The 22,267-nt window shown below is 40.4% G+C and carries 15 protein-coding genes and 1 tRNA gene; 8 read left to right on the forward strand and 8 right to left on the reverse strand.

Annotated features, from left to right (window positions below; genetic code table 11):
• On the forward strand, positions 1-1,081 hold a 1,081-nt coding region (gene priA / locus OGM63_RS08895), incomplete at its 5' end, for a replication restart helicase PriA (RefSeq protein ID WP_263745166.1).
• Positions 1,082-1,176: 95 nt separating this feature from the next.
• Here the strand turns inward: priA and OGM63_RS08900 are convergent.
• The gene (locus tag OGM63_RS08900) at positions 1,177-2,259 is read right to left on the reverse strand and encodes a glycoside hydrolase family 3 N-terminal domain-containing protein (RefSeq protein WP_263745167.1); all 1,083 of its coding nucleotides are present in this window, start codon (positions 2,257-2,259) and stop codon (positions 1,177-1,179) included.
• A 247-nt stretch (positions 2,260-2,506) separates the two neighbouring features.
• Positions 2,507-3,730 carry a septal ring lytic transglycosylase RlpA family protein gene (locus tag OGM63_RS08905; RefSeq protein ID WP_263745168.1) on the reverse strand — a complete coding sequence of 408 codons (1,224 nt, stop codon included), beginning with the start codon at positions 3,728-3,730 and terminating at the stop codon, positions 2,507-2,509.
• A gap of 913 nt (positions 3,731-4,643) precedes the next feature.
• Between OGM63_RS08905 and OGM63_RS08910 the strand changes: the two genes are divergently transcribed.
• The 5 genes from OGM63_RS08910 to OGM63_RS08930 all read left to right on the forward strand — a co-directional run bounded on the left by OGM63_RS08910 (position 4,644) and on the right by OGM63_RS08930 (position 9,976).
• On the forward strand, positions 4,644-4,784 hold the full coding sequence (locus OGM63_RS08910; protein WP_263745169.1) for a hypothetical protein: 141 nt from the start codon (positions 4,644-4,646) through the stop codon (positions 4,782-4,784).
• Between the two features lie 103 nt (positions 4,785-4,887).
• Positions 4,888-6,327: a 15-cis-phytoene desaturase gene (gene pds / locus OGM63_RS08915; protein WP_263745170.1), complete on the forward strand. Its 1,440-nt coding sequence runs from the start codon at positions 4,888-4,890 to the stop codon at positions 6,325-6,327.
• Positions 6,311-7,243: a 15-cis-phytoene synthase CrtB gene (gene crtB / locus OGM63_RS08920; RefSeq protein ID WP_263745171.1), complete on the forward strand. Its 933-nt coding sequence runs from the start codon at positions 6,311-6,313 to the stop codon at positions 7,241-7,243. The genes pds and crtB overlap by 17 nt, the downstream gene beginning before the upstream one ends.
• A gap of 196 nt (positions 7,244-7,439) precedes the next feature.
• Positions 7,440-7,531: transfer RNA gene (locus OGM63_RS08925), tRNA-Ser, on the forward strand.
• Between the two features lie 1,113 nt (positions 7,532-8,644).
• Positions 8,645-9,976 (forward strand): ABC transporter substrate-binding protein, encoded by a 1,332-nt coding sequence (locus OGM63_RS08930; RefSeq protein ID WP_263745172.1) that lies wholly within the window; start codon positions 8,645-8,647, stop codon positions 9,974-9,976.
• A 235-nt stretch (positions 9,977-10,211) separates the two neighbouring features.
• Here OGM63_RS08930 and OGM63_RS08935 read toward each other — a convergent pair whose 3' ends face one another.
• The gene (locus OGM63_RS08935) at positions 10,212-11,042 is read right to left on the reverse strand and encodes a hypothetical protein (protein ID WP_263745173.1); all 831 of its coding nucleotides are present in this window, start codon (positions 11,040-11,042) and stop codon (positions 10,212-10,214) included.
• A gap of 1,014 nt (positions 11,043-12,056) precedes the next feature.
• On the opposite strand from OGM63_RS08935, the gene OGM63_RS08940 reads away from it, so the two are divergent.
• Positions 12,057-12,845, forward strand: coding sequence for a WecB/TagA/CpsF family glycosyltransferase (locus OGM63_RS08940; RefSeq protein WP_263745174.1), 789 nt, complete (start codon positions 12,057-12,059; stop codon positions 12,843-12,845).
• Positions 12,846-13,066: 221 nt separating this feature from the next.
• Here the strand turns inward: OGM63_RS08940 and OGM63_RS08945 are convergent, their stop codons facing one another.
• From OGM63_RS08945 to OGM63_RS08965, 5 genes are all read right to left on the reverse strand, one after another.
• Entirely contained in the window at positions 13,067-14,188 is a 1,122-nt protein-coding gene (locus tag OGM63_RS08945) for a glycosyltransferase family protein (RefSeq protein ID WP_263745175.1), read from the reverse strand.
• A gap of 71 nt (positions 14,189-14,259) precedes the next feature.
• Complete coding sequence (locus tag OGM63_RS08950) at positions 14,260-15,462, reverse strand: glycoside hydrolase family 5 protein (protein ID WP_263745176.1); 1,203 nt, start codon at positions 15,460-15,462, stop codon at positions 14,260-14,262.
• 3 nt (positions 15,463-15,465) lie between these two features.
• Positions 15,466-16,611: a glycosyltransferase gene (locus OGM63_RS08955; RefSeq protein ID WP_263745177.1), complete on the reverse strand. Its 1,146-nt coding sequence runs from the start codon at positions 16,609-16,611 to the stop codon at positions 15,466-15,468.
• A gap of 167 nt (positions 16,612-16,778) precedes the next feature.
• The gene (locus OGM63_RS08960; RefSeq protein ID WP_263745178.1) at positions 16,779-17,702 is read right to left on the reverse strand and encodes a glycosyltransferase family 2 protein; all 924 of its coding nucleotides are present in this window, start codon (positions 17,700-17,702) and stop codon (positions 16,779-16,781) included.
• Between the two features lie 9 nt (positions 17,703-17,711).
• Complete coding sequence (locus tag OGM63_RS08965; protein WP_263745179.1) at positions 17,712-19,010, reverse strand: O-antigen ligase family protein; 1,299 nt, start codon at positions 19,008-19,010, stop codon at positions 17,712-17,714.
• A gap of 693 nt (positions 19,011-19,703) precedes the next feature.
• Between OGM63_RS08965 and OGM63_RS08970 the strand changes: the two genes are divergently transcribed.
• Entirely contained in the window at positions 19,704-22,013 is a 2,310-nt protein-coding gene (locus OGM63_RS08970; RefSeq protein WP_263745181.1) for a GumC family protein, read from the forward strand.
• The last annotated feature ends 254 nt before the right edge of the window (positions 22,014-22,267 follow it).

Here is a 22,267-nt window from a genome sequence, read left to right on the forward strand (position 1 = left end):
CTACCTCCCCCTCCCGGAACGCATTTACTCTCGTCCTTTACCGCCGGTGTCCGTGGTGGATATGCGACAAGAGTTGCAGCAGGGAAATCGTTCTATATTTAGTAGGTCGCTGCAATCGGCTTTGCTAGAGTTGAAAGAAAAGCGACAACAGGGAATTTTATTTATCCATCGTCGGGGACACAGTACTTTTGTATCTTGCCGCAGTTGCGGATATGTGCTGGAATGTCCTCATTGTGATGTTTCGCTAGCGTATCATCATAGTGAAGAGGGGGCGCCGCAATTATTGCGCTGTCATTACTGTAACTTTGGGCGATCGCATCCTCAAAGTTGCCCTGAATGCAGTTCTCCTTATTTAAAATTCTTCGGTAGCGGTACCCAGCGAGTTGCCCAAGAATTAGCGCGACAGTTTCCCGAATTGCGTTTTATTCGGTTTGATAGCGATACCACCCGCAATAAAGGTTCACACCGCACCCTGTTAACTCAATTTGCTAACGGTGAAGCCCAATTGTTAATAGGTACGCAAATGCTCACCAAAGGATTAGATTTGCCCCAAGTCACATTAGTCGGGGTTGTTGCAGCTGATGGCTTGTTGAATTTATCAGATTATCGCGCTAGCGAACGCGCATTTCAAACTTTAACCCAAGTAGCCGGACGTGCCGGTAGAGGTGACGATCCTGGTAAGGCAATTATCCAAACTTACACACCAGAACATCCAGTAATTGAAGCGGTGCAAAGGCATGATTATGAGTCTTTTATTCATGCGGAATTAGAACAAAGACAAGCTTTAAATTATCCTCCTTATGGGAGATTGATTTTATTGCGATTAAGTAGTTTGGATGCAATAAACGTGCAAAATGCCGCGCAAATCATTGCAACGGCTTTGAATTCCAGAGAGGGATTTGAAATATTGGGACCAGCACCTGCGAGTATTTTAAGAGTAGCAAATCGTTATCGCTGGCAGATATTAATTAAGTTTGCTGCCGATGCTTTGCCACAATTACCAGATTGGGAAGAAGTGCGATCGCTAAGTCCTGCATCTGTTAGCTTGACAATAGATGTAGACCCATTACATATGATGTGAATGTCGAATTCAGAGGTTTTTTAGAGCGGTCTTGACCTGTAGTGGCAAGACCCCTGATTCGCCAGTGGTATCCTTTAAGAAGTGGGGATTTCAGACTAAAAGTTACAAGCGATCGCCAATTTAGCATGTCGCAAAAAAGTCTCTTCGTCAAGATTATGAACTATATATTGAGGAGTTACCTCAAGTAGTTTATTAATTCGTGCTTTAGCCGCTGCAACTACCGATTCATCAAGGCTACCATTGCTTAAGGAATCTGCAAAATCTTGAGCGATCGCGTAAGTTCTTTCCAGAGATGATGAATTTATATTGCGGGACACGATAAATAAATCGCAACCTGCATTAAAACCTTTTGCCACAGTTCCACTTTTGCTGAACATATCTGAGACAGCTTTCATATCTAAGTCATCAGATACAATCACTCCCTTAAAACCAAGTTCCTTTCGGAGGATGTCATTTAAAATTGATTTTGAAAGGGTTGCCGGCACATCCGCATCTATCTGAGGATATAAAATGTGTGCCGTCATCATCATCGGTATCTCTTGTTCGATCAGTGCTTGGAAAGGTATCAGTTCACGCGATCGCAAATCTTCTACTGTCAGATTTAGCCTTGGTAGTTCAATATGCGAATCTTGACTGGTGTCTCCATGTCCGGGGAAATGCTTTGCACATCCCAATATTCCTGACTCTTTCAATCCCAAATAGTAATCGCAGGCATTTTGTGCAGCAGTTTGTGCAGTGGTGCCAAAAGCACGAGATCCAATGACGGGATTGTGAGGATTAGAAAAAACATCCGCTACAGGAGACCAAGATACATTGATTCCCAACGACTTTAATTCTAATGCGGTTGCCTTCGCTACTTCAATAGCCAGTGTTTTGAACAAAAAAGGATGAGGAAATCGAGTGATTGGCAAAGGTGTGCGAATCACAGAACCTCCCTCATGGTCAAGGGTGAGAAACATCAAGTCTCGTTCAGCGTATTCTCGTACTTGGTCAATCAAATCCTTAAACGTTTCCAGCCAAACTTGATAATGAGTACCCTGACGAAAGTTCTTCGCAAAGAATACCACCCCTATCGGTTTCAATTCACCCAGAGCGCGTTTATCATCATCGCTTAATGTGGTACCCGAAATACCCAGAATCAGGTGATGTCCAAACGGCTCAAGTTGCGATACTGGCATAATGATTTATCTATGGCAGGACTGTGGACTAGGGAGAGGAGGGATTTTAAGAGAGTAAAAGGTTAAAGGGACTCATGTATGGAAATAAAGAGTTATTTAAATCACTCTGGGAATATTTTCTTATCCTTAAATGAAGTACATATATTATAAAACCCAAAAACTTGTAGAGACGTAGTACTGCTACGTCTCTACGTGTATTGGATGTTTAGCGCAATCTGTTATATTACCATTTACGCACAATCGGCGTTCAATAATCTGAAACTATCGCGAGTTTTCTAGCTGGTTTGAGATTTGCGGTAGAAATAGATGAATTTTTCAAAGTCATTTGGGGTGCGCTACTTTCCAAAATCACGGCTTTATAAGGTACTACCCCAACGGTTTCGCTGTTGATACACCTTGCAGCTTCCCTTGACAAATCGAGACTTCTCGGTGGAATATAAGGACCGCGATCGTTTACACGCACAATCACAGAGTTACCACTTTTTAAATTAGTCACCTGCAAAAAGGTGTTAAAAGGCAGTGACTTATGAGCAACTGTTAATTCATCTTGATTGTATTTTTCACCATTCGCAGTTGTTCGACCATGAAAATAACCACCATACCAAGAAGCTAAACCAAACATTTTTTTCTTAGAAGGAGTTAAACCATACATTTCTTGCTGTCCTTCCACCAGTGAGAAAGCAGGTGCTTGCAAAGCTGAACGAAGATTGTTAATCCATTCAATGGCTAATAGTTCACCACTGCGGTGGATTTGACGAGAAACTTCTTTTTCGATTCCAAATAAAAAGCGATTTCCTGCCATTAACGCTGGTATACCGTCAACTAACGCTGGTCGTAATTGATTAGCATTTAACCTAGGCAAATTGACGATTTGCGTCAAGCGTTGTTGCATTGATTTTGCTTCGATTTCGTTGGGTAAAGTCGCAATCATACGGTTATTTACCCACACTTCATAGTTGTTTGGGTCGCGACGAACAACTACTACTGGTGTTGTGGGTAAATTTTGTTCCAGCGTTGAGAAGTTGAAGAAATTTTGCAGCGATCGCAAAATTTTATTTGGCAACAAATCTCGATTATTCACCCTTGATTCTATCAACCGAGGAATCGGCAAAACACTTGCTGTTTTTACGGGAATTTGTTCAGATGCAATATCTTGCAGAGAACTACAAAACTTATTTGGACTTTGCTTGACTCCGCTGACCGGAACATTCGATAACTTATTCGTTGGTGGTGACTCTTTAGAACCCCAATCTATCTTCCAGAAGTTTGTTGGTAATATCGTCGTATTCCAAACATTTAATCGCTGCTTAGGTGTCTTCAAAAATTCCCGATTGTTACTTAATAGTTTATCCAGATTGGATGAAACATTTGTCGGATAAACCTTTGGCAGAAAACTTGGTGGCAAGTTTTCGCTCAACGACAAAAATGAACCAATCCAAGATGCAATGCAAAAAAATCTCAAAAATAGCATGGTCAAGTCAAATTTTAGGTATCCGCATACATAAGAAGTGCAACCCTAGTCTTGGCAAAGATAATTTTTACTCCAAAAAGTTAAACGACATAATATGCTTTGCCAATTTCCACAAATCTCTCCTTAGTTAGAGGCACGTTAATGAGCGATCCCCAGCAGAAATCATAATATCCTGTTGTTGGCAAATAAGTAAATAAAGGTCTGAGACCATGTTGTCGATTATTTACTACTTTTTGATTTAAATTTGTTATGAATAACTCTAACAAAAACAAAAAAGTTAAGATTAAATCAATTATTTACAACAGTATAAACACTAAATTCTTTATTTGAACTAACATTATATAATACATAATTACATTTAATTACTTAAGCCAGATATACGATGGAGGAGCTAGCATTCTTGACCAATGCCGTCAAATTATCAAGCTCGCAAATGCTCATCATTGCTGAATAAATCAGTTCTTTAGAGATAAGAATGGCGAATTTAATTGCAGTATTTTTTTCAAAAATATAGTTTTAATTGCTACAAGCTATTGATTTTTTTGGGAAAAAACTATTAGCACCTTTTCCATCTGAGCTATAGCAAATATACGAGTAGAGTCAAATTTTTAATAATCAGTCGTCAAAAAAAGGTAGGAGGCAGAATGGATAAGGTTTTCATCTTGTTGTCATCTGCCAAAAGTCCCAAAAACTTCAGGGATGAATAATTTGAATAATTTATCACTCAGAGAAATAAGTTTGAATGGAGAACTAAATAAAAAAATTAAAATCTGCAAATCCAAACATAATAATGATTTTCATCGTCTTTACCCGTTGCCAGCTGGATGCAGAGAATAGTGGGGATTGGGAAGAATAAGAGTACAAAACCCCGTCTGCGCGGGGATTTTATTGTTTTGTCCCAAGTCAAGAGTGAATGCGTCGTCAGAAAACGGCACAAATCATTACCGATAATCGTTCTGGAGATTTGAGACAAAAAATCGCTGCTCGATTTGAGCGATCGCACGAACGGTACCAAAAGCTAGAGTTGAGCCGTTTGCACCGAGAAAATTTTTGACAAAGTAGAGACGATCGCGATCAAGGATGCTAAATGTAACGGATTGCAACGTATAATGAAAACGAGAAAACGGTTAAGAAATATTGAAGAGCAGTAAGGTTAAATGCGAGTAGCGATCGCTGGTGCGGGTTTAGCAGGACTTTCCTGCGCGAAATATCTCACGGACGCAGGACACACACCAATTGTTTTGGAAAGCCAAAACGTATTGGGTGGTTTAGTGGCAGCGTGGAAAGACTCAGACGGCGACTGGTACGAAACCGGATTGCACGCTTTCTTTGGAGCATACCCGAATATGCTTCAGTTATTCAAAGAGCTACAAATTGAAGACCGGCTGCAATGGAAACAGCACACGCTAATTTTCAATCAGCCCGAAAAGCCAGGAACGCTCTCACGTTTTGATGTTCCGGATATTCCGGCACCTTTCAACGTGATCATGGCGATTCTTCGCAACAATGACATGCTGACTTGGGAGCAAAAGATTAAGTTCGCCATTGGGCTACTCCCAGCCGTAATTCGCGGTCAGAAGTATGTTGAAGATATGGATAAGTACACTCTTATAGAGTGGCTGAGAAGGCAAGGTGTAGACGAACGGGTGAATAGTGATATTTTTATCGCTGCATCCAAAGCGTTAACCTTTATTAATCCGGATGAAGTTTCCGCCACAATTCTGTTAACTGCACTGAATCGCTTTCTCCAAGAACGATATGGCTCTAAGATTGCCTTCTTGGATGGTTCCCCTACCGAGCGATTGTGTCAGCCGATAGTAGATCATATAACCGAAGGTGGCGGTGAAGTGCGGTTAAATGCGCCCCTAAAAGAGATAATGCTAAACGTTGACGGGAGTGTGAAAGCATTCTTAATACGAGGCTTGAATGGGGCAGCAGATGAAATTATCACCGCTGACTTGTATGTTTCGGCAATGTCAGTGGATGTCATGAAAGTGATGTTACCGAAACCTTGGCAGGAAATAGAGTTTTTCCAAAAGCTCGAAGGTTTGTCAGGTGTGCCAGTAATTAACTTGCATCTGTGGTTTGACCGGAAACTGACAGATATAGACCACTTATTATTTTCGCGATCGCCTCTTTTGAGCGTTTATGCTGATATGAGCAACACCTGCCGGGGATACGCCAATAGCGATCGCTCAATGCTGGAATTAGTTTTAGCACCAGCGAAAGATTGGATCGACAAATCCGATGAAGAAATTGTCACCGCTTCCTTAGTCGAACTGGAAAAACTCTTTCCTGACGACTTAGGAGGAGATAATCCAGCCAAACTGCTGAAATCTCATGTCGTCAAGACACCGCGATCGGTTTATACCGCGATACCGGGTCGCCAACAATACCGCCCCACCCAAGTTACCCCGATAAGTAACTTCTATCTCGCAGGCAGTTACACCATGCAACGTTACTTGGGGAGTATGGAAGGTGCCGTGCTTTCTGGTAAGCTGACAGCGCAGGCGATTTCGGAAGTACACCCGGAGGTAAATTCCTCAAGCCTGCAAACGCCAACCCGACCGCCTGCAACGAATGCTGCAACTGCCTGATTCCAAAGCGCGCATGAAAACGCTGGTCTCTGTGGATGAGTCCTACAAACTTTGTCGCCAACTCATAGCAAAGTACTCCACGACTTTTTACCTTGGCACTTTGTTAGTGAGTAAGGAAAAGCGTCCCGCTATTTGGGCAATTTACGCTTGGTGCCGCCGAACAGACGAACTGGTGGATGGTCCAGGTGCTGCTATGACTACGCCGGAAACTCTAGAATTATGGGAACAGCAGCTAGAATCTGTTTTTAGCGGCTGCCCGTTTGAAAATTTCGATGTGGCTTTGGTAGATACCATCCAGCGCTTTTCAATGGACATTCAACCCTTTCGGGATATGATTGCCGGTCAGCGTATGGACTTATACCGTAGCCGCTATGAAACATTTAAAGAGTTATATCTTTACTGTTACCGTGTAGCAGGCACCGTCGGTTTGATGTCAACGGCAGTGATGGGAGTTGATGCGAACGCCAACACAGCACCGTGGAATCGCCAAAAACCGACATACATTCCCACCGAAGAAGCGATCACTTTAGGAATTGCCCACCAACTCACCAACATCCTCCGGGATGTTGGTGAAGACGCAAGGCGAGGACGAATCTACATTCCCCAAGAAGACTTGGCGCGATTTGACTACACTGAACAAGATTTGTTGAAAGGTGTTGTAGATGAACGCTGGCGCTCTCTAATGCGTTTTCAAATTGCCAGGGCACGCCAATATTATATTAAAGCAGAAAAGGGAATATGTTACTTATCGCCCGATGCCCGTTTGCCCGTGTGGGCATCTTTGATGCATTACAGTCGCATTTTGAGCGTTATTGAACGTAACGATTATGATGTGTTCAGTCAACGCGCCTACGTGGCTCAGTGGAAAAAGTTAAGCAGTTTGCCAGTAGCTTGGCTGCGATCGCAAGTCCTCTAACTTTATAAGGGTAGTTGGTCGATACTAGTTAGTCGTTAGTTGGAGCATGGATAGTCGTTAGTCGTTAGTCGGAGCGTAGTATTTTTGACCCCAACCACTATCCACTATCCACTATCCACTATCCACTATCCAACTAACTAACAAATCCCCCTTGACTCACCCTTGAAAATCTGATACAATCACTAATCGTGAGCCTGGAGAGGTGGCTGAGTGGTCGAAAGCGGCAGATTGCTAATCTGTTGTACGGCAGGCAACTCCGTACCGAGGGTTCGAATCCCTCCCTCTCCGTTTTCCCAGTCTGTCAAAAGTGTGAATTGAGGTTCGTAGTAGGCACTTCAGTGCCTAGGATAAGCGCTCTTTGCGCTTACTACGAATCTCTATCAAAGCTGTAAAAATTATCGACTTACAGCAGATACTTTTATTCGCTAAGGATGATGATATTATTTATCATCCGGAGTCCTGCAAGATAAAACTAAGCTGATAATCCAGTTAGAATATTGCTTTCAGGCTCCGAGAAATCAGAGGAGCTAGATTAAATCGTCAAATTGTAAGCTTTAGTTACTGGCGTTGCTGAATCAAGATTGAATTTGTAGGAGTGCGATCGTCGCACTCGTAGCACTCCTTGTAAGAGTTTAAGAGACCTGATTTTTAAGTTTCATATAGATATTCACCAACGCCAAGTTACGAATCGTTTGTCACAGTGAGAAAGTTGAGAGGGTTGTTTGCTGCGTTCCTAATACATAGAATTATCTAGAACTAAAAGAGCTAATTCTGTGTAAATTAGGATGAGTGCGATATAATAAGACTGCGCCTGATTAGTGCGAGTAGGCACAAGCTTAGTTGGTGTGAAAACCAAACAAACACTTAACACGAACTAATCTTCAAAAAATATAATACAATACCGTCCTTCATCAACCGCCATTGATGGTCTCTAACTGGGAGTATCAGGTCAAGCTCGATTGAGCAAGTTGTAAGACACTTGATATAGGCAGAACATAAACCGTTAAGTTCGGTTTGTGCAGATTTTCTTAAGGAATAGATTTGCATAGATTTTTAGAAGCGGTTATAAATATTTGGTAATTTTGAAGGAGTGCCGAAAACCAAGGCGAGAAAATATCTGGTTTGTAAACCACAGTCGCGTTCATTACTAGCCAGCCTGTAAAAAGGTCGGACGGGAGCCAACGATTCGTTAAATTGGCTGAAAATAGTGGATGAACAATGGCTAAAAGCTTCAGAAAAGATCATAAAATAGGCTCGGCTAGAGCCGAATTTACGCCTGTGGACAAGAAGGAGCCGACTCCCTTGGTAGAAGCAGGAAGCAGACCCTCTAAAGTTTTCTTTAGTTGAATGACTAGGTTTGAAAAAGTTTAGTCAAGTTTTGTATAGCAGTGAAAGTAATTTATGAAAAAAATCAATTCCGCCTTAGCACTAAGTTTAGCTACTTTATTATCTGGCTTGTTAGCGGCAGCTTGTACAAAAACCACTACAACTACTAGTAGCACCACTACCACAACTAGTGGTGCTACTACTGCCCCTGACAATTCAACTACCACAGCGAGTAATGCCAAAGGACTGAAAATTGGTTCGCTGTTACCCTCAACTGGTGACTTAGCCTCCATCGGTCAGCAAATGGTGGGTGCTGTTCCCTTACTTGTGGATACAGTTAACGCTTGTGGTGGGGTGAATGGTGAAAAAGTCACCCTCGTGCCAGTAGACGACCAAACCGATCCGAGAGCGGGTGCTGCGGGGATGACGAAATTAGCAACGGTAGATAGAGTTGGTGGTGTAGTTGGGTCTTTTGCCAGCAGCGTTTCTACAGCCGCAGTTTCCATAGCCACACCCAATAAAGTAATGTTGATTTCTCCAGGTAGTACTAGCCCGGTGTTTACCGAAAAGGCAGGCAAAGGAGATTATAAAGGTTATTGGGCGCGTACTGCTCCCCCCGATACCTACCAAGCATTAGCCTTGGCTCAACTTGCAAATAAAAAAGGCTTCAAAAAAGTTTCCACAGTTGTGATTAACAACGACTACGGAGTGGGTTTTGAAAAAGCATTTGTCCAAGCTTTTGAGAAATTAGGTGGAACAGTAGTTAACAAAAACAGCCCCACTCGTTACGACCCCAAAGCCACCACCTTTGATAGCGAAGCTCAAGCAGCTTTTGCCGGCAAACCGGATGCAGTATTGGTCGTAGCTTATGAAGAAACTGCTAGTTTATTACTAAAAACTGCTTATCAGCAAGGTCTGGCTCAGGGAGTACAGATTATGCTGACAGATGGCACCAAGTCAGATACCTTCCCGAATAGAGTTGGTAAAGCTGCCGATGGTAAATACATTGTTAGTGGAGCGATCGGCACCGTACCTGGTTCCAATGGTAAAGGATTAGATGCTTTCACCAAACTTTGGCAATCCAAAAAAGGATCTCCACCAGCACCATACACTCCCCACGCTTGGGATGCTGCCGCTTTGTTAGCATTGGCAGCGCAATCCGCTAAAGATAATACAGGGGTTGGCATAGCCAGCAAAATCCGTGAAGTTGCCAATGGTCCAGGTACAGAAGTTGCTGATGTCTGCGAGGGACTGAAGTTACTGGCTGAAGGTAAGAAAATTAACTATCAGGGAGCCAGTGGTAACGTAGATATTGACCCAAATGGCGATGTGGTAGGTGTTTACGATGTTTGGACAGTTGGTGACGACGGCAAAATCAAGACGATAGATAAAGTTAGCCCTAAATAAAAATTAGGTAATAGACATCTGGTAGCCTTAGACGTAGAGACGTTGCATGTGCTACGTCTGTTGGCTTTGTGGCAACGCATAATTAATTTTTACCAGATGTCTGGCTAATAGGGATTTTCAGAGGGGAAAAGGGGAGCGCTAGTTTGGTCTTGGTGTCGGACAAAATAGAGCATCTGGCTATGATTGGGGAAAGCCCAATGCCAGCGTGCCCTTTTTCCCTTTTTCCCAATTACATTTAGAAGCGACCGAAGTTGTAACCAACTCCTAACGACAATCCGATATCGGTTTGATCGAAAAATGCGGCATTTACAGCAGCATTTGCTGTAAATTGAGCATTTAGAGGTACATCGATGCCACCAGTTACCAAAAAGGCAGCTTGAGTGTCATTGCCAGTTTTAATCGCTGCACCAGCTCCCACATAAGGAGCGATCGGTAATGGTTCGCTAAATGGATCTGATGCTTGCTGAAACGAAAGGTCGTAAGTAACAGGAATCAAAAAAGTAGTATTGTCACCAATTACTGCCGCCGGTCGCACCGATATGGCATTTGACAATCCTACTTTGCTAATCACCATAAAATTGCCGTCGCCCAAAGCTGAGTCACCACCACCTATACCAATGTTGGCAGCGACACCAACATAGCTTTTGCCACCACGAGTAGGTCTACCCGGATTAATATCGGCTTGTGCCACCTGAGGATCGGCTTTAGGTGGAGATGCTTGAAATTGCGCTTGTGGGTACTGGGCAGATAGGGCAGCAGATGAAGTTGACGTTGTTCCAGGAACCGGCGTGACTATTGAATTAGCAGTTTCCTCTCTAATGATGCCTGGGAACTGTTGTGAAGTTGAAGAATCTGATACGAAAACTGGATTGCCTTGTGAGAGAGCAGAGAAGTTTGTCTCTACCCCAGCACTCGTTTGGTCAACAGAGACTTCAGTTGTGGATAGCTGAGTTGATTGTTGAACCGCTGGTACTGTCTGAGCAACAGCAGATAAGCCGCTACTTAGAACTGCTACAGTTACACTGGTCAGGCAAAAAACACGTTTACGAAGAAAAATATTACTCACATTCACTCCTCAAATAATATTGCCAGATTAGATAATAGGTTTCGTTGTTTGAGTCAACTTTTGGCAATATTCAAAATTTAACACCAAAAAATCAATTCCTACATATTTAAGTGGGTGGAAAGTACTTAATATCTGACACCAGAAAATCAAGTAATATATCCTGAATTTAACGGTTGACAAAAATTAACTATACTTACTTATTGCTATGAAAATGGGGAGTAGAGACCTTCCGCGCTCTGAAAGTCTCTAGGGCAGTTGGGAATGGTGATGCCTTTGCGAAGGCTGTTGTTTTTGCCCCCCACAGCCAGACCAACAAAAATTGTATTACAGTAGTTTTCGCATTAATCGACTATCGCAGTCTCTGGACTGTGCTTTACAAATTTTTTACCTTTGCGATCGCCTAACTTCTGCAAGTCAAAATAGATGAGTTCCAGAAAATATCGGCTTTTATTGACTTTAGACCTACTGAACTTCATATGTTTTTCATTAAAAATAGGTAAAGCTACTATTCTCTTTTTATCTTTTATGTTAAACTATCAATTATTATCAAATAAAAGCCGTTATAAAATTTCCTGTAAGCTTAAATTTTATTGACGGTAAAAATTTGATTAATCAAAACCAAAAGTATATTGCTCCTCAACTTAACTTGGTTTGGAATTAGTTTCCAACATTACAGATTGTGTGGTTAAATCTTCTAGCTTTGTTCGTGATAATTAAGGACGTAGATAAAGCAGATCGGGGTCAACCAGCTTTGCATGATTGTTCTCGATGTAAATTTGCACGATGGTTAGATATCGCGCTTAATTTAATTTATCCACAATTGATGTAACTGCTGCTAAAAGGCTTTCATGTATTGCCAATTTACTGTATTCATATCTGATGACAAATGTCTAGATCCAGAAAATCCGGAACATTGAAAGAACAATATTGAATCTTGAAACTTCTCCTCACCCTTGACTGTATATTGTTTTTGTTTGTAAAAAATTTGAAAGTTATCACGTACTGGGCGCTACGATGAAGAAAGTTAAAATTCTGAACTTGGAATTTGACAATTTGTCAAAGAGAGAGTTTTTAGAAAACTTAGAATCGGGGGTAGTATTTACGCCCAATGTCGATCATCTCATCAAACTCGAAAAAGACCCGGAATTTTTGCAAGCATACAGCATTAGTGATTATAACCTTTGTGACAGTAAAATCCTGATTTATGCTTCAAGATTTCTCGGAACACCAATCAAAGAAAAAATCTCAGGCTCAGACATATTTCCTGCTTTCTACAATTACCATAAAAATAATGAAGAAATAAATATTTTTCTTTTAGGAGCAGGTAAAGGAGTAGCTTTTACGGCTCAAAATAAGATCAATCAAAAACTCGGCAGAAATATGGTGATTGCTACATATTCTCCGCCTTTTGGGTTTGAACATGACGAAAAAGAATGTCAAAACATAATTGACATGATTAATAATTCGCGTGCCACAGTTTTGGTAATAGGTGTTGGTGCTCCAAAACAAGAAAAGTGGATATACAAGTACAAACATAGTTTGCCATTTATCAAAATTTTTATGGCATTAGGAGCAACTATCGACTTTGAAGCCGACAATGTGAAAAGAGCGCCGAAATGGATGAGTGAAGTAGGATTAGAATGGTTGTTTAGATTATTAAGTGAACCGAAAAGATTATGGAAAAGATATTTAGTAGATGATGTTGTTTTCTTTCTACTAATTTGGAGACAAAAATTCAAGTTTTTTCGGAAAAAAGACCCTAATAATGATCGCAAAATTTGGGAAATTGTTGACAGATTATAATTAGCCCTGGCGACTAGAAGTCGCGGCTATACAAACAAAGCCCGCCTACGCGGGCTAAAGAATAGCAAAAGCCCTAGCGACTAGAAGTCGCGGCTATACAAACAAAGCCCGCCTACGCGGGCTAAATAATAGCAAAAGCCCTAGCGACTAGAAGTCGCGGCTATACAGACTTAGCCCGCCTACGCGGGCTAAATAATAGGAAATCTGTTATTTTGGCTAGTTTATGCTTGCATTAGTAATTGGGCTAGATTCTTTAAATCGGCTTGCCTAGATAACATTTCTGGTGTCTGTTCGAGTCCGACTTTATCTAATATTTGACTCCAGCGATATACCCAGTCGTGGCGTAATAGTGAGTTAATAATATTGTCTTGACGTATTCTCTTTATGCGTTCGGGCTGTGTGTCAAGTTCGGCTATGATATCAGCTACATCAGCGGCATTATCAGGTATTTCAATGACTGCATCTTGCCAGTTAAAGTATGTGTTATAAGCTTCAGAAATTGGAGGAGTTCCAATCATTACTGCTCCAGCTGCTGCTCCTTCAAAAAAGCGAGAGCCTAATTCTTCTTGATTACCTGTTTGATTAACGCTGTCAAATTTGGCTTTATTTGCGATGAAATAGCGGCTTCTTTTAATTAGATTAATATATAAACTTCGATGTTCTTGATAATCCATCATTTGCAAACCCTTGAGAGTGTCATGCAAATATAAAAAGTTGTTTTTTTCGGCTATTTCTATTAAAGCTTTGTGTACTATTGGTGAACGACGACCGATACTATAAACATCAATATTTCTTTGAGGTTGAAGTGGATAGGGGGAAAATTTTATCGCATCGACGGCATAAGGTAGAGAATAACAAGGACGTTGAAGTAGATTAGCGATCGCATCAACACTCTTGGCTTGAGTCGTGAAAATATAATCAAAATCTTTGACAAGTTCCAGACAAAGCTTAGTCTTATATTCCAAAACTTCTTTAGCCCATATTTCATCTATCCATAAAACAGCTTTATGACTCTTTTTTCGCCATTCTTTTATTGAATTTATACAGGTTATATCCCAAAAATGTTGGCAGATAAAAAATAATAAATCATATTCTTTCTCTACAGTTGATGTTCGACAACCTGATTTCAAAAGCTTGCCGTTACCTATAGTTAATCCGGCGTAATTTGCTAACTTTTTATTGATTTGCGGAAACAAGCTATAAGCGAACTCAGGTGTAAGTATATCAGCATTATCAAAAGTACAAATTGCATCTTCAAACTCATATTCGGCAGAGCGAAAAGCTTGAGAATGCAAGTTTCTCATTGAGACAATTAAAATTCGTTGCTTGAGATTTTTTGACATGTTAAAATTTACCTCACGCAAAAGCGCAAAGACGCAAAGGAAGAATGTAAAATCAGGGGTTTTGGAGAAGTTTATTTCAGTAGTTTGTTCAAAAGTTTCTGTTTGGGAGCATTTATCTTTCGCCAGTCATCAAGTAAAATGCCACCAGTACCTTTACTATTGGGATTCCAACACCAATAAGCAAAGCTCAACTTTTTCTTAGCAATGTAATCGACAAGAAAGCGTTGCCAAATTCCTTCTTTTGATTTATTATCGACAAAATATCCACCAAATTCACCAATTAAAATTGGGGCAATACGCTGAGTGGCAATATAATTAAATCCAGTTTCCCAGCGTTGATAAAGGTTTGCGGGGAATATCGGATCTGCAAACCACGACACATTAGAACCACCGTATTCGTGGGGTGAATATACTAGTTTTTTGGGTATTTTCAGACGCACTGGATATTTGCGGACACCCTCTAAATTTGCACCCCAAAAGTAATTTGACTGTTTTTGACCGGGCACATTTTTCTCGATTCCTTCAACGAGAATTAGCCAATTTGGGTTTATACTGAGAATCTGATTTCCTGCCCGCTCTGCTGCTAATTGCCAGTCTGTAGCTTGGTTCCCAGTTCCCCAACTAGCACTACCGTGGGGTTCGTTCTTTAAATCTGCTCCAATGATGTTGGTGTATTTTTTGTAACGATTTGCCAGCATCGTCCAAGTGTCAATCCAGTCTTTTTCGGTGAATCCGTCTCCGTACCATAATTCAGAAATACGGTCATCTTGAAGACAATGACTATCTAACAGAATCAGCAAACCTTGGCTTTGAGCCTCTTGAATTACTAAATCCATGACTTCAAGGGGAGTTTTGCCTTGGAAATCTTTATTTGCACCGATGGAAAAGTTGATACCGCTGATGTTTTGAGAACGCAGTGCTTCTACGGAATAAGGTAAGCGGATGAAGTTGTAGCCCAAACTTTTAATTTGAGCGAGCATGTCTTTATAGTCTCTGCTCCAAAGACCATGAGGAGCATGTGTGTTAACTTCTATACCAAACCAGTTGATGCCGCGTAGCATGACAATTTTGCCTTTAGCATCAACAATTTGAGAACCACGAGTGGATAAAGGCAAGATTATATTAGTAGCTGCTGCTTCTGTGCTGCTGGGGAATTGTGGTGAAAAAAGGTAGAGATTTGTAGACAGTAAAACTAAGATAAAGCCAATGGCAATTTTTACTGTGAAGCTTCTCTGTAATATTGATTTGAGTCGTTGTATTGATAGATTTATCATTTATTAAAGATGATTTATGGCGTAAATAATATCCGCGAAAAATATCGAGCGCCGGTTTTCTGACCAGGCGATCGCCTCGGCACAAATATCTGGTATTGTGTTTAAAGTTAATGATTGAACCAAATAAAGAGCGAATTCTTCTGGCTTTTCGGCAACTATAACTGAAGAGGGATATCCAGATATGCCACGTAATGCTGTAGGTGTTGCTACTAAAGGAGAACCGGAAGCGATCGCATCCAAAGTTTTTATCTGTACCCCACCCCCACTAATAGAGGGAATTGCTAATACTTTTGCCTGTGCCATAAATGTTTGGACACTGGGGACAAAACCGCAATAATTGATATTAGGATACTGTCCTTTTAACCACTGGGCACCTAACCCAGCTATGTGAATTGATAAGTTTGTGGGTAGGTGCGGATAAACTTTTTCTAAAAACCAATTCAGCCCTAGTTTATTAGCTTTCCATGTCCAAGAACCGATAATACCTATATCAAAGTTTTTGATTGCAGGCTGATGTGGTGATATTTTCAAGCTAGAAGGTAAATGAAAAGATTTAGTTGCCTTGTTGATATTTATAAAATAGCTAGCATCATATTCTGTAAATGTCCAAACTTGTGTAGCTGTTCTTGCTAAATTATCTTCCATATCTTTGATGAGGTTAGTTTCTCGCTGATATATATGTTGTGATATCTGGCTTTGAGAGTTTTTTAATTGTGCGAGATATATTTCATGTTCAACGTTATGAGCGATGAATATAATTTTGGCTTTGTTGTTAAGTAAAGGGGCTAACCAGCCGATTTGGGCATGATCTATGATGAAAATGTCAAATTTATCTTGTTTTAAAATAATTTTGAGTTGATTGATGTATTTCTGTGAATAATATTTGGCTGAGGAGTAGGGAAGATTTTTTAATAGTCCTAAGCTCATCCAAAGCATGGGATAAAGTCGGGATTTTTCTGTTTCTATGTGTCTTGGAGCGATGGGTATTTCATTGTTTTTTGGTTTGAAAATACTGTTTGGGCGTTGATATCCTAGGACTAAAATTTCATGTCCATTATGTTGAAGAGCATCAATAAATGACTGTGATGCAATTTCACCGCCTGTTGTTTTTTTACTAGGAAGGACGGTTGTTAAGTATAATATTTTCATTGGGTAAGTTGGGAGTTTTTAGGTAGTAAGCACGAAGAGTGCTTAAATAAGCGTTGAAACGCTTACTACGTGGGATTAAACGAACCGCCAAGACGCCAAGAGCGCCAAGAGAAGAGGGGGAGAGAATCTATTTTTGAAGGGTTAGATTCAAGTCTGTTTGGTTATATTTATTGAGTTATTTTGTAGGCTTCGTAGCGCATTCCGGCGATACCTGCTAGGGTTCCTACACCTTTGTAAATACGTAATAATGCTTTAATAAGTTGATGCTGTCCGAAGATAAGGGAGGGAAGGATGAAGCATAATCCTTGAGCAATTAGTGCGATTCCTTTGGTGATGCGTATGGTGAGTAGGATGATTGAAGGGTAAAGTTCGCGTTCGCAAAAGCTGTGTCTGCTCCAACCTAAATAACCGCGTTGAAGTATCCATTTGATGTTAGTACGGCTTTCGGGTATCCACTCGTAAACTAAGGCTTGATCTGCCCATATTAGTTTATATCCTGCACGGTAGAGGCGCATGAAAAAGTGGCAATCTTCGCCGCCTGAGAGTGCAAAACGCTCGTCGAAAATTTGATCTATGTTGTGTAAAATTGAGGAGCGAATTAGGACGTTGTTGGTAAATGCAACTTGGAGTGGATGTCCTGTGGGGTAACGTTGTGGCTCAAAAAATTTACCTTGGATAACCCAGTTAGGTACGTCTGATTTGATAAAGTACGGTAATGCGGGTCCGGTTACTACGTCTGCATTATGTGTTTGCTGAACTGATAAAAGTTCATCTAACCAAGATGGGTGGGGAACTTCGTCATCATCGATGAAAGCGATGAAGTTTGCATTTTTGTGAACGCAGGCGATCGCTTTATTTCTCGCATAGGAAATACCCTGCTGCGGTTCAATGGAATATTTCATTTTCCATTTAAAATTAAGCAGCTGACTTGTGCAAATTTTACTCGCAGAACCAGTGACATCGTTATCAACAATAATTACTTCTATTTCTGGTGTTTCACACTTGTTAAAAGTTAGCTGATTTAAACTTGTTAGCAAGCGGTTTAATCCTTCTGGACGTTTATAACTTGCTACGCATACTGAAATTAGCATTATTTCTCCTTATCTAAAGTTTGGCTCTTTTTCTTGTACAATTCCAGTTGCATAACTGTAAATTTGAGCTTGTTCTGACTCTATAGCCATTGAAAAAATTGTGGACACATATAAGATCCAAAAGATGCTGTTAGTAGCTAAAAGAGTACTTTCGCTGATGTTATAAATTACCAAAAAGCTTAAATACATTAATGTCCATAGTCCTTCTACGTTTCTGGTAATTCTTAACCAACGCACTCCTTTGATATAAGCTGTTGTTAAGCTCAAGAAAAATACGGCTAATCCGGATATACCTAATTCGGCTAATAAATCCATGAAGCCGTTATGACCGTAGGGACATTCCCATTGAAGTGTACGCCAAAGATAGGCAGTGACATCGCTATCCCAATCTCTCCAAAAGCCATTGAATCCGTAACCTAATAAAGGACGTTCTTGAATGAGTTCAAGCATTGCGCTCCATACCTCTGTGCGTCCTGTTAGTGTCAAATCTCTGCCTAATGCACTGGTGATGAAGGGTAAGTTATCGACAAATAAACTAGTTGCACTTCCTACTACTAGAATGAGAGCGATCGCTATCGGTACTAGTTGGTTATAATTACGCCGCCAAGTTCTATATAAGGGCATAATTATCATCAATACCACAAACACAACTATGGCAGTTTTCGATGTTGAACGGACTACTAAAAGAATGGAAAGAACATAGCCAATCCACGGCAGCCAGCGGTATTTACTATTAGCAATTGAATCAGAAGTTGCTACAAATAAAAACACCATACTGCTCAAAACCATCAACCGTCCCAAGAGGTTTTTGTGCGACATTATACCTCGCCACGCACCTGCGTGAACGCCTCCCTCTTGAGTGGTCATTAAACCGTAAGATGGCAATCCTATGGCAAACACAATACTAAGTAAAATTACCAAAGCTAGCGCCCAACTTAATAACTGTAGTTGCTCTCGCAAGCTGTAACGCATAGCTAGGTATATCCCAAATAGAGTTGTTCCTAACAACAAGAAACTGCGACGTAGGGTAATATCTGGTGCTACAGTCCAAATTGCAGATGCTAATGCAATTCCTACCAGTAACCAAATCAAAAAGTCCTTTTGTGCAATTAGTAGAAAACTCTTCCGTCGTGTCACAAGCCAAAGCAAAGTTACCATATAAATCCCCATGAAAAGTAAGGGAGTATATGGATCTTGGGGAAGACTACCATCTGGACTTTCTAATAGCACTGGTATCAAGGCAGATGTTGAAAGAAAAAGAGAAAATACAACAAATGCCTTTTCAACTAGCCTTGTAAATCTAAGCATTACAACTCTATTTTTCCACTTTAGTACTGCTATCAAAAGGAAATTACTGAAAAGAAAAAATGCCTTTTAATAGCATGAGTAGCCGACCAAAAAATGCTGATAAAGTTATTTAATGAACAAGTCAGCACGCAGATGTTATCAATAGCTAATCTATAATTTTGCCATCTGTACAAATTCCTAGTCAGCTATAAACTGTCAATGCATTAACCTGTAATTACTCGCACAGTTGGCGATTTGAAGAGCGGTAGAACTGAAAAAATACTATCCTGGTTAAGATTTGATGCGGCTCTGCCCCCAAATTTAACTTGGAATAAAGAATTTTAGGATTAACTTTACTTAATCTTCATCAAGAATATTTTTTGATGAAATTTTGACTAAGCGCAGCGCATTATTCTGTTAACAGGATATGTTGAGGATATCTAGACTTGGAAAAAATTTTGTAAGTTCATGTCTCTCATTCTCCAAAATCAATTTATTGAGACATAATTAATCCAAGATGCAGGGTCTACAATATAACTTACTGTTGACTGTTCGCTTTTTTTGTCAACAATCCAACTTAGGTTTTGGCAATCGCAACACTAGCTATTGGTAGCTATCCAAATTATCTGCCTACCTCGGTTGTAAAAAAAAATTAAGTTTTCCGGAAGAGAATTATCAAATTGATATCCTCAACAGTTTTGCATGGGAACGCAGATGCCAATTAAGGAAGAAGATTTGCAGGAACTGAAAAATTCCAATTCATTGTCAAGAGAATCTTATGGGTTTTGGAAAAAACCTGAAGGCAATGAAAACAATCAAGGTTTGAGTCAAATTGTTACAGTTTTCCGCCGCAGGGTAGCTGTAATTGCTAGTGTGGCAGTTATAGTCACAACAGGAACAATTGGCTGGAGTGCAACTCGTATTCCTAAGTATGAAGGTAAATTTCAACTGTTAGTTGAGCCGTTAAAAACTGCGGATAACGAGTTACTGATTTTGCTTTCGCAAACGTTGCAGCAGAATGTCAACGAAATCAGCAGACAAAATACTACTGCGTTGGATTATCAGGCTTTAGTGGAGGTTTTGAAAAGTCCGAAGGTGATAAATCCGGTAATTCAAGAACTGCAAAAACAATATCCAGAAATTGGCTACGATCGCTTGGTTGGCAATGATGTATCTGGGAAACTAGCTAGCGGACGAGAAGGTACGCTGTATGTTAACCGAATGGCAAAAGGCAAAGATGAATCTCGAATTATTGAGGTTCGCTATCGTGACTCCGATCCGCAAAAAATTCAGATTGTCTTGGATCGGATATCGCAAGCTTATCAAAAGTACAGTCAAGAACAACAGCAAACGAATTTACGTCAGGGAATTAAATTTGTTGATGAACAGTTGCCAAAATTGCGGCGTCGGGTAAATGCGCTCCAAGGTCAATTACAGTTTTTTCAGCAGCAGCATGACTTGTTTAACCCGCAATTACAAGGTGAACAACTGTTAAAAAGACGTGATGAACTGCAAGCGACAAAGTTAGAAACTGAGAAAAAATTAGCTGAGGCAAAGTCATTATTCGTTTCATTACAAGGTCAGTTGGGAATGCCACAAAATGAAGCGATCGCTGCTTCAGCTTTGAGTGAATCACCTCAATATCAACAGATACTCACTCGCATCCGCGACATAGAAGCCAAGATTGCGATAGAATCAGTTCGTTTTAAAGATGAAAGTCCGACAATCAGGCTTTTGCGCGACCAACGAGATAAGCTGATACCTTTGTTGAATAAAGAAGCAGAATTAACATTAGGAAATAACGCACCCGATGTCAAATTAGATTCATCCAAAATCGGCGGTTTTCAAAATTCTATTCGTCGCGAACTTATCCAACAACTGGCTAATAATACTAATCAAGTTAAATCACTCGAAGCCAGTTTGTCAGCTACTAATGCGGCTCAAGTTCAACTAAATCAACAACTTCTTGAATATCCAGTACTTTCACGTCAGTACGCCAATATGCAACGAGAATTGCAAGCAGCTACTGATACCTTGAATCAGCTTTTAAATCGGCAAGAAGCATTGCGCGTAGATGCAGCACAACAAGAAGTTCCTTGGGAACTAATTATGCCTCCGACATTACCGCGTAACAAAACCGGTCAATTAATGGCAGTTTCACCAAGCGGTGCAAGTAACATACTTTTGGGAGGAGTTGCAGGTATCCTTTTAGGTATTTTAGTTGCTTTTGTTCTCGATAATTTAGAAAATGTCTATCACGATGGTGATGAGATCAAACAGACAACTCAATTGCCTTTGTTAGGGGTAATTCCCTTCCATAAAGAACTGAAAAAATTGGCGCGTGCAGGTGATGTAGTTCAGTTAACTAAAAAACACAATCTGGAACGCGAACTAGATAATCATACTAAGTCTGTACAACACAGATCGGCTCAGTTTCTAGAAGCATTTTGCTCATTTTATACGAAAGTTCAATCTTATAAATTGGAGGCTTATACTCGCTCAATTGCTATCACTTCAGCGACATCTGGTGAAGGTAAAACCACAGTGGCGGCATATTTAGCACAGATGGCAGCAGAAGCCGGAGCGCGAGTACTATTAGTAGACGGAGATTTACGCCATCCGCAAATACATCTGAGATTCGGTTTATTAAATAATCAAGGATTGAGTGAAGTACTTTCTGAAGGTATAGATATCAGCAAGGTAATTCAGCAATCACCTTCAGATGATAATTTGTTTATCTTGACTGCTGGGAAAATACCTGTTAACCCGACAAAGCTTTTGTCTTCATTAAGGATGCAAACTTTTGTCGATCAATCACAAAAAAATTACGATTTAGTTGTGTATGATACACCACATCTTTTAGGTCGTCTCGATACCAATGTTTTACTTACGCAAGTAGATGGAATTGTGTTAGTTACCGGATTAGGTAAAGCACTTCGTCCTACTTTGAAACAAGCATTAGAGGAATTAAAATCTTCTCGTGTTTCCATTTTAGGTACGGTTGCTAATACCGTTGAACATTAATATTGGAGTAAGGGCTGAAGCCCTTAAAAGTTCTTGCTTGAGCGCTCTTTGCGCTCACTACGAAATAATAATAGCCTAAGTTGCTAGTTACAATCCGACAACGATTAAAATCGCTGTCTCATACATAAAGTCCGTTAAAACGGACTAGAAATCTCAATTGCGTTAGTCGGTTTTAACCGACTTGCACTGTTAGACAGCGATTTTAATCGTTGTCGGGTTCGGTCTAAAATCGATGGAATAATAAAAACGTAACT

Source organism: Plectonema radiosum NIES-515, from assembly GCF_025753815.1.
In the GTDB taxonomy this organism is placed as follows: Bacteria; Cyanobacteriota; Cyanobacteriia; order Cyanobacteriales; family Nostocaceae; genus Hassallia; species Hassallia radiosum_A.

Bases quoted from the DNA above. Each gene is read 5' to 3' on its own strand.
- OGM63_RS08905 (WP_263745168.1), bottom strand. From the start codon at position 3,730: ATGCTATTTTTGAGATTTTTTTGCATTGCATCTTGGATTGGTTCATTT.
- OGM63_RS08960 (WP_263745178.1), bottom strand. From the start codon at position 17,702: ATGCTAATTTCAGTATGCGTAGCAAGTTATAAACGTCCAGAAGGATTA.
- crtB (WP_263745171.1), top strand. From the start codon at position 6,311: ATGCTGCAACTGCCTGATTCCAAAGCGCGCATGAAAACGCTGGTCTCT.
- OGM63_RS08900 (WP_263745167.1), bottom strand. From the start codon at position 2,259: ATGCCAGTATCGCAACTTGAGCCGTTTGGACATCACCTGATTCTGGGT.
- OGM63_RS08950 (WP_263745176.1), bottom strand. From the start codon at position 15,462: ATGATAAATCTATCAATACAACGACTCAAATCAATATTACAGAGAAGC.
- OGM63_RS08930 (WP_263745172.1), top strand. From the start codon at position 8,645: ATGAAAAAAATCAATTCCGCCTTAGCACTAAGTTTAGCTACTTTATTA.
- OGM63_RS08955 (WP_263745177.1), bottom strand. From the start codon at position 16,611: ATGAAAATATTATACTTAACAACCGTCCTTCCTAGTAAAAAAACAACA.
- OGM63_RS08910 (WP_263745169.1), top strand. From the start codon at position 4,644: ATGCGTCGTCAGAAAACGGCACAAATCATTACCGATAATCGTTCTGGA.
- OGM63_RS08970 (WP_263745181.1), top strand. From the start codon at position 19,704: ATGCCAATTAAGGAAGAAGATTTGCAGGAACTGAAAAATTCCAATTCA.
- pds (WP_263745170.1), top strand. From the start codon at position 4,888: ATGCGAGTAGCGATCGCTGGTGCGGGTTTAGCAGGACTTTCCTGCGCG.
- OGM63_RS08940 (WP_263745174.1), top strand. From the start codon at position 12,057: ATGAAGAAAGTTAAAATTCTGAACTTGGAATTTGACAATTTGTCAAAG.
- OGM63_RS08945 (WP_263745175.1), bottom strand. From the start codon at position 14,188: ATGTCAAAAAATCTCAAGCAACGAATTTTAATTGTCTCAATGAGAAAC.
- OGM63_RS08965 (WP_263745179.1), bottom strand. From the start codon at position 19,010: ATGCTTAGATTTACAAGGCTAGTTGAAAAGGCATTTGTTGTATTTTCT.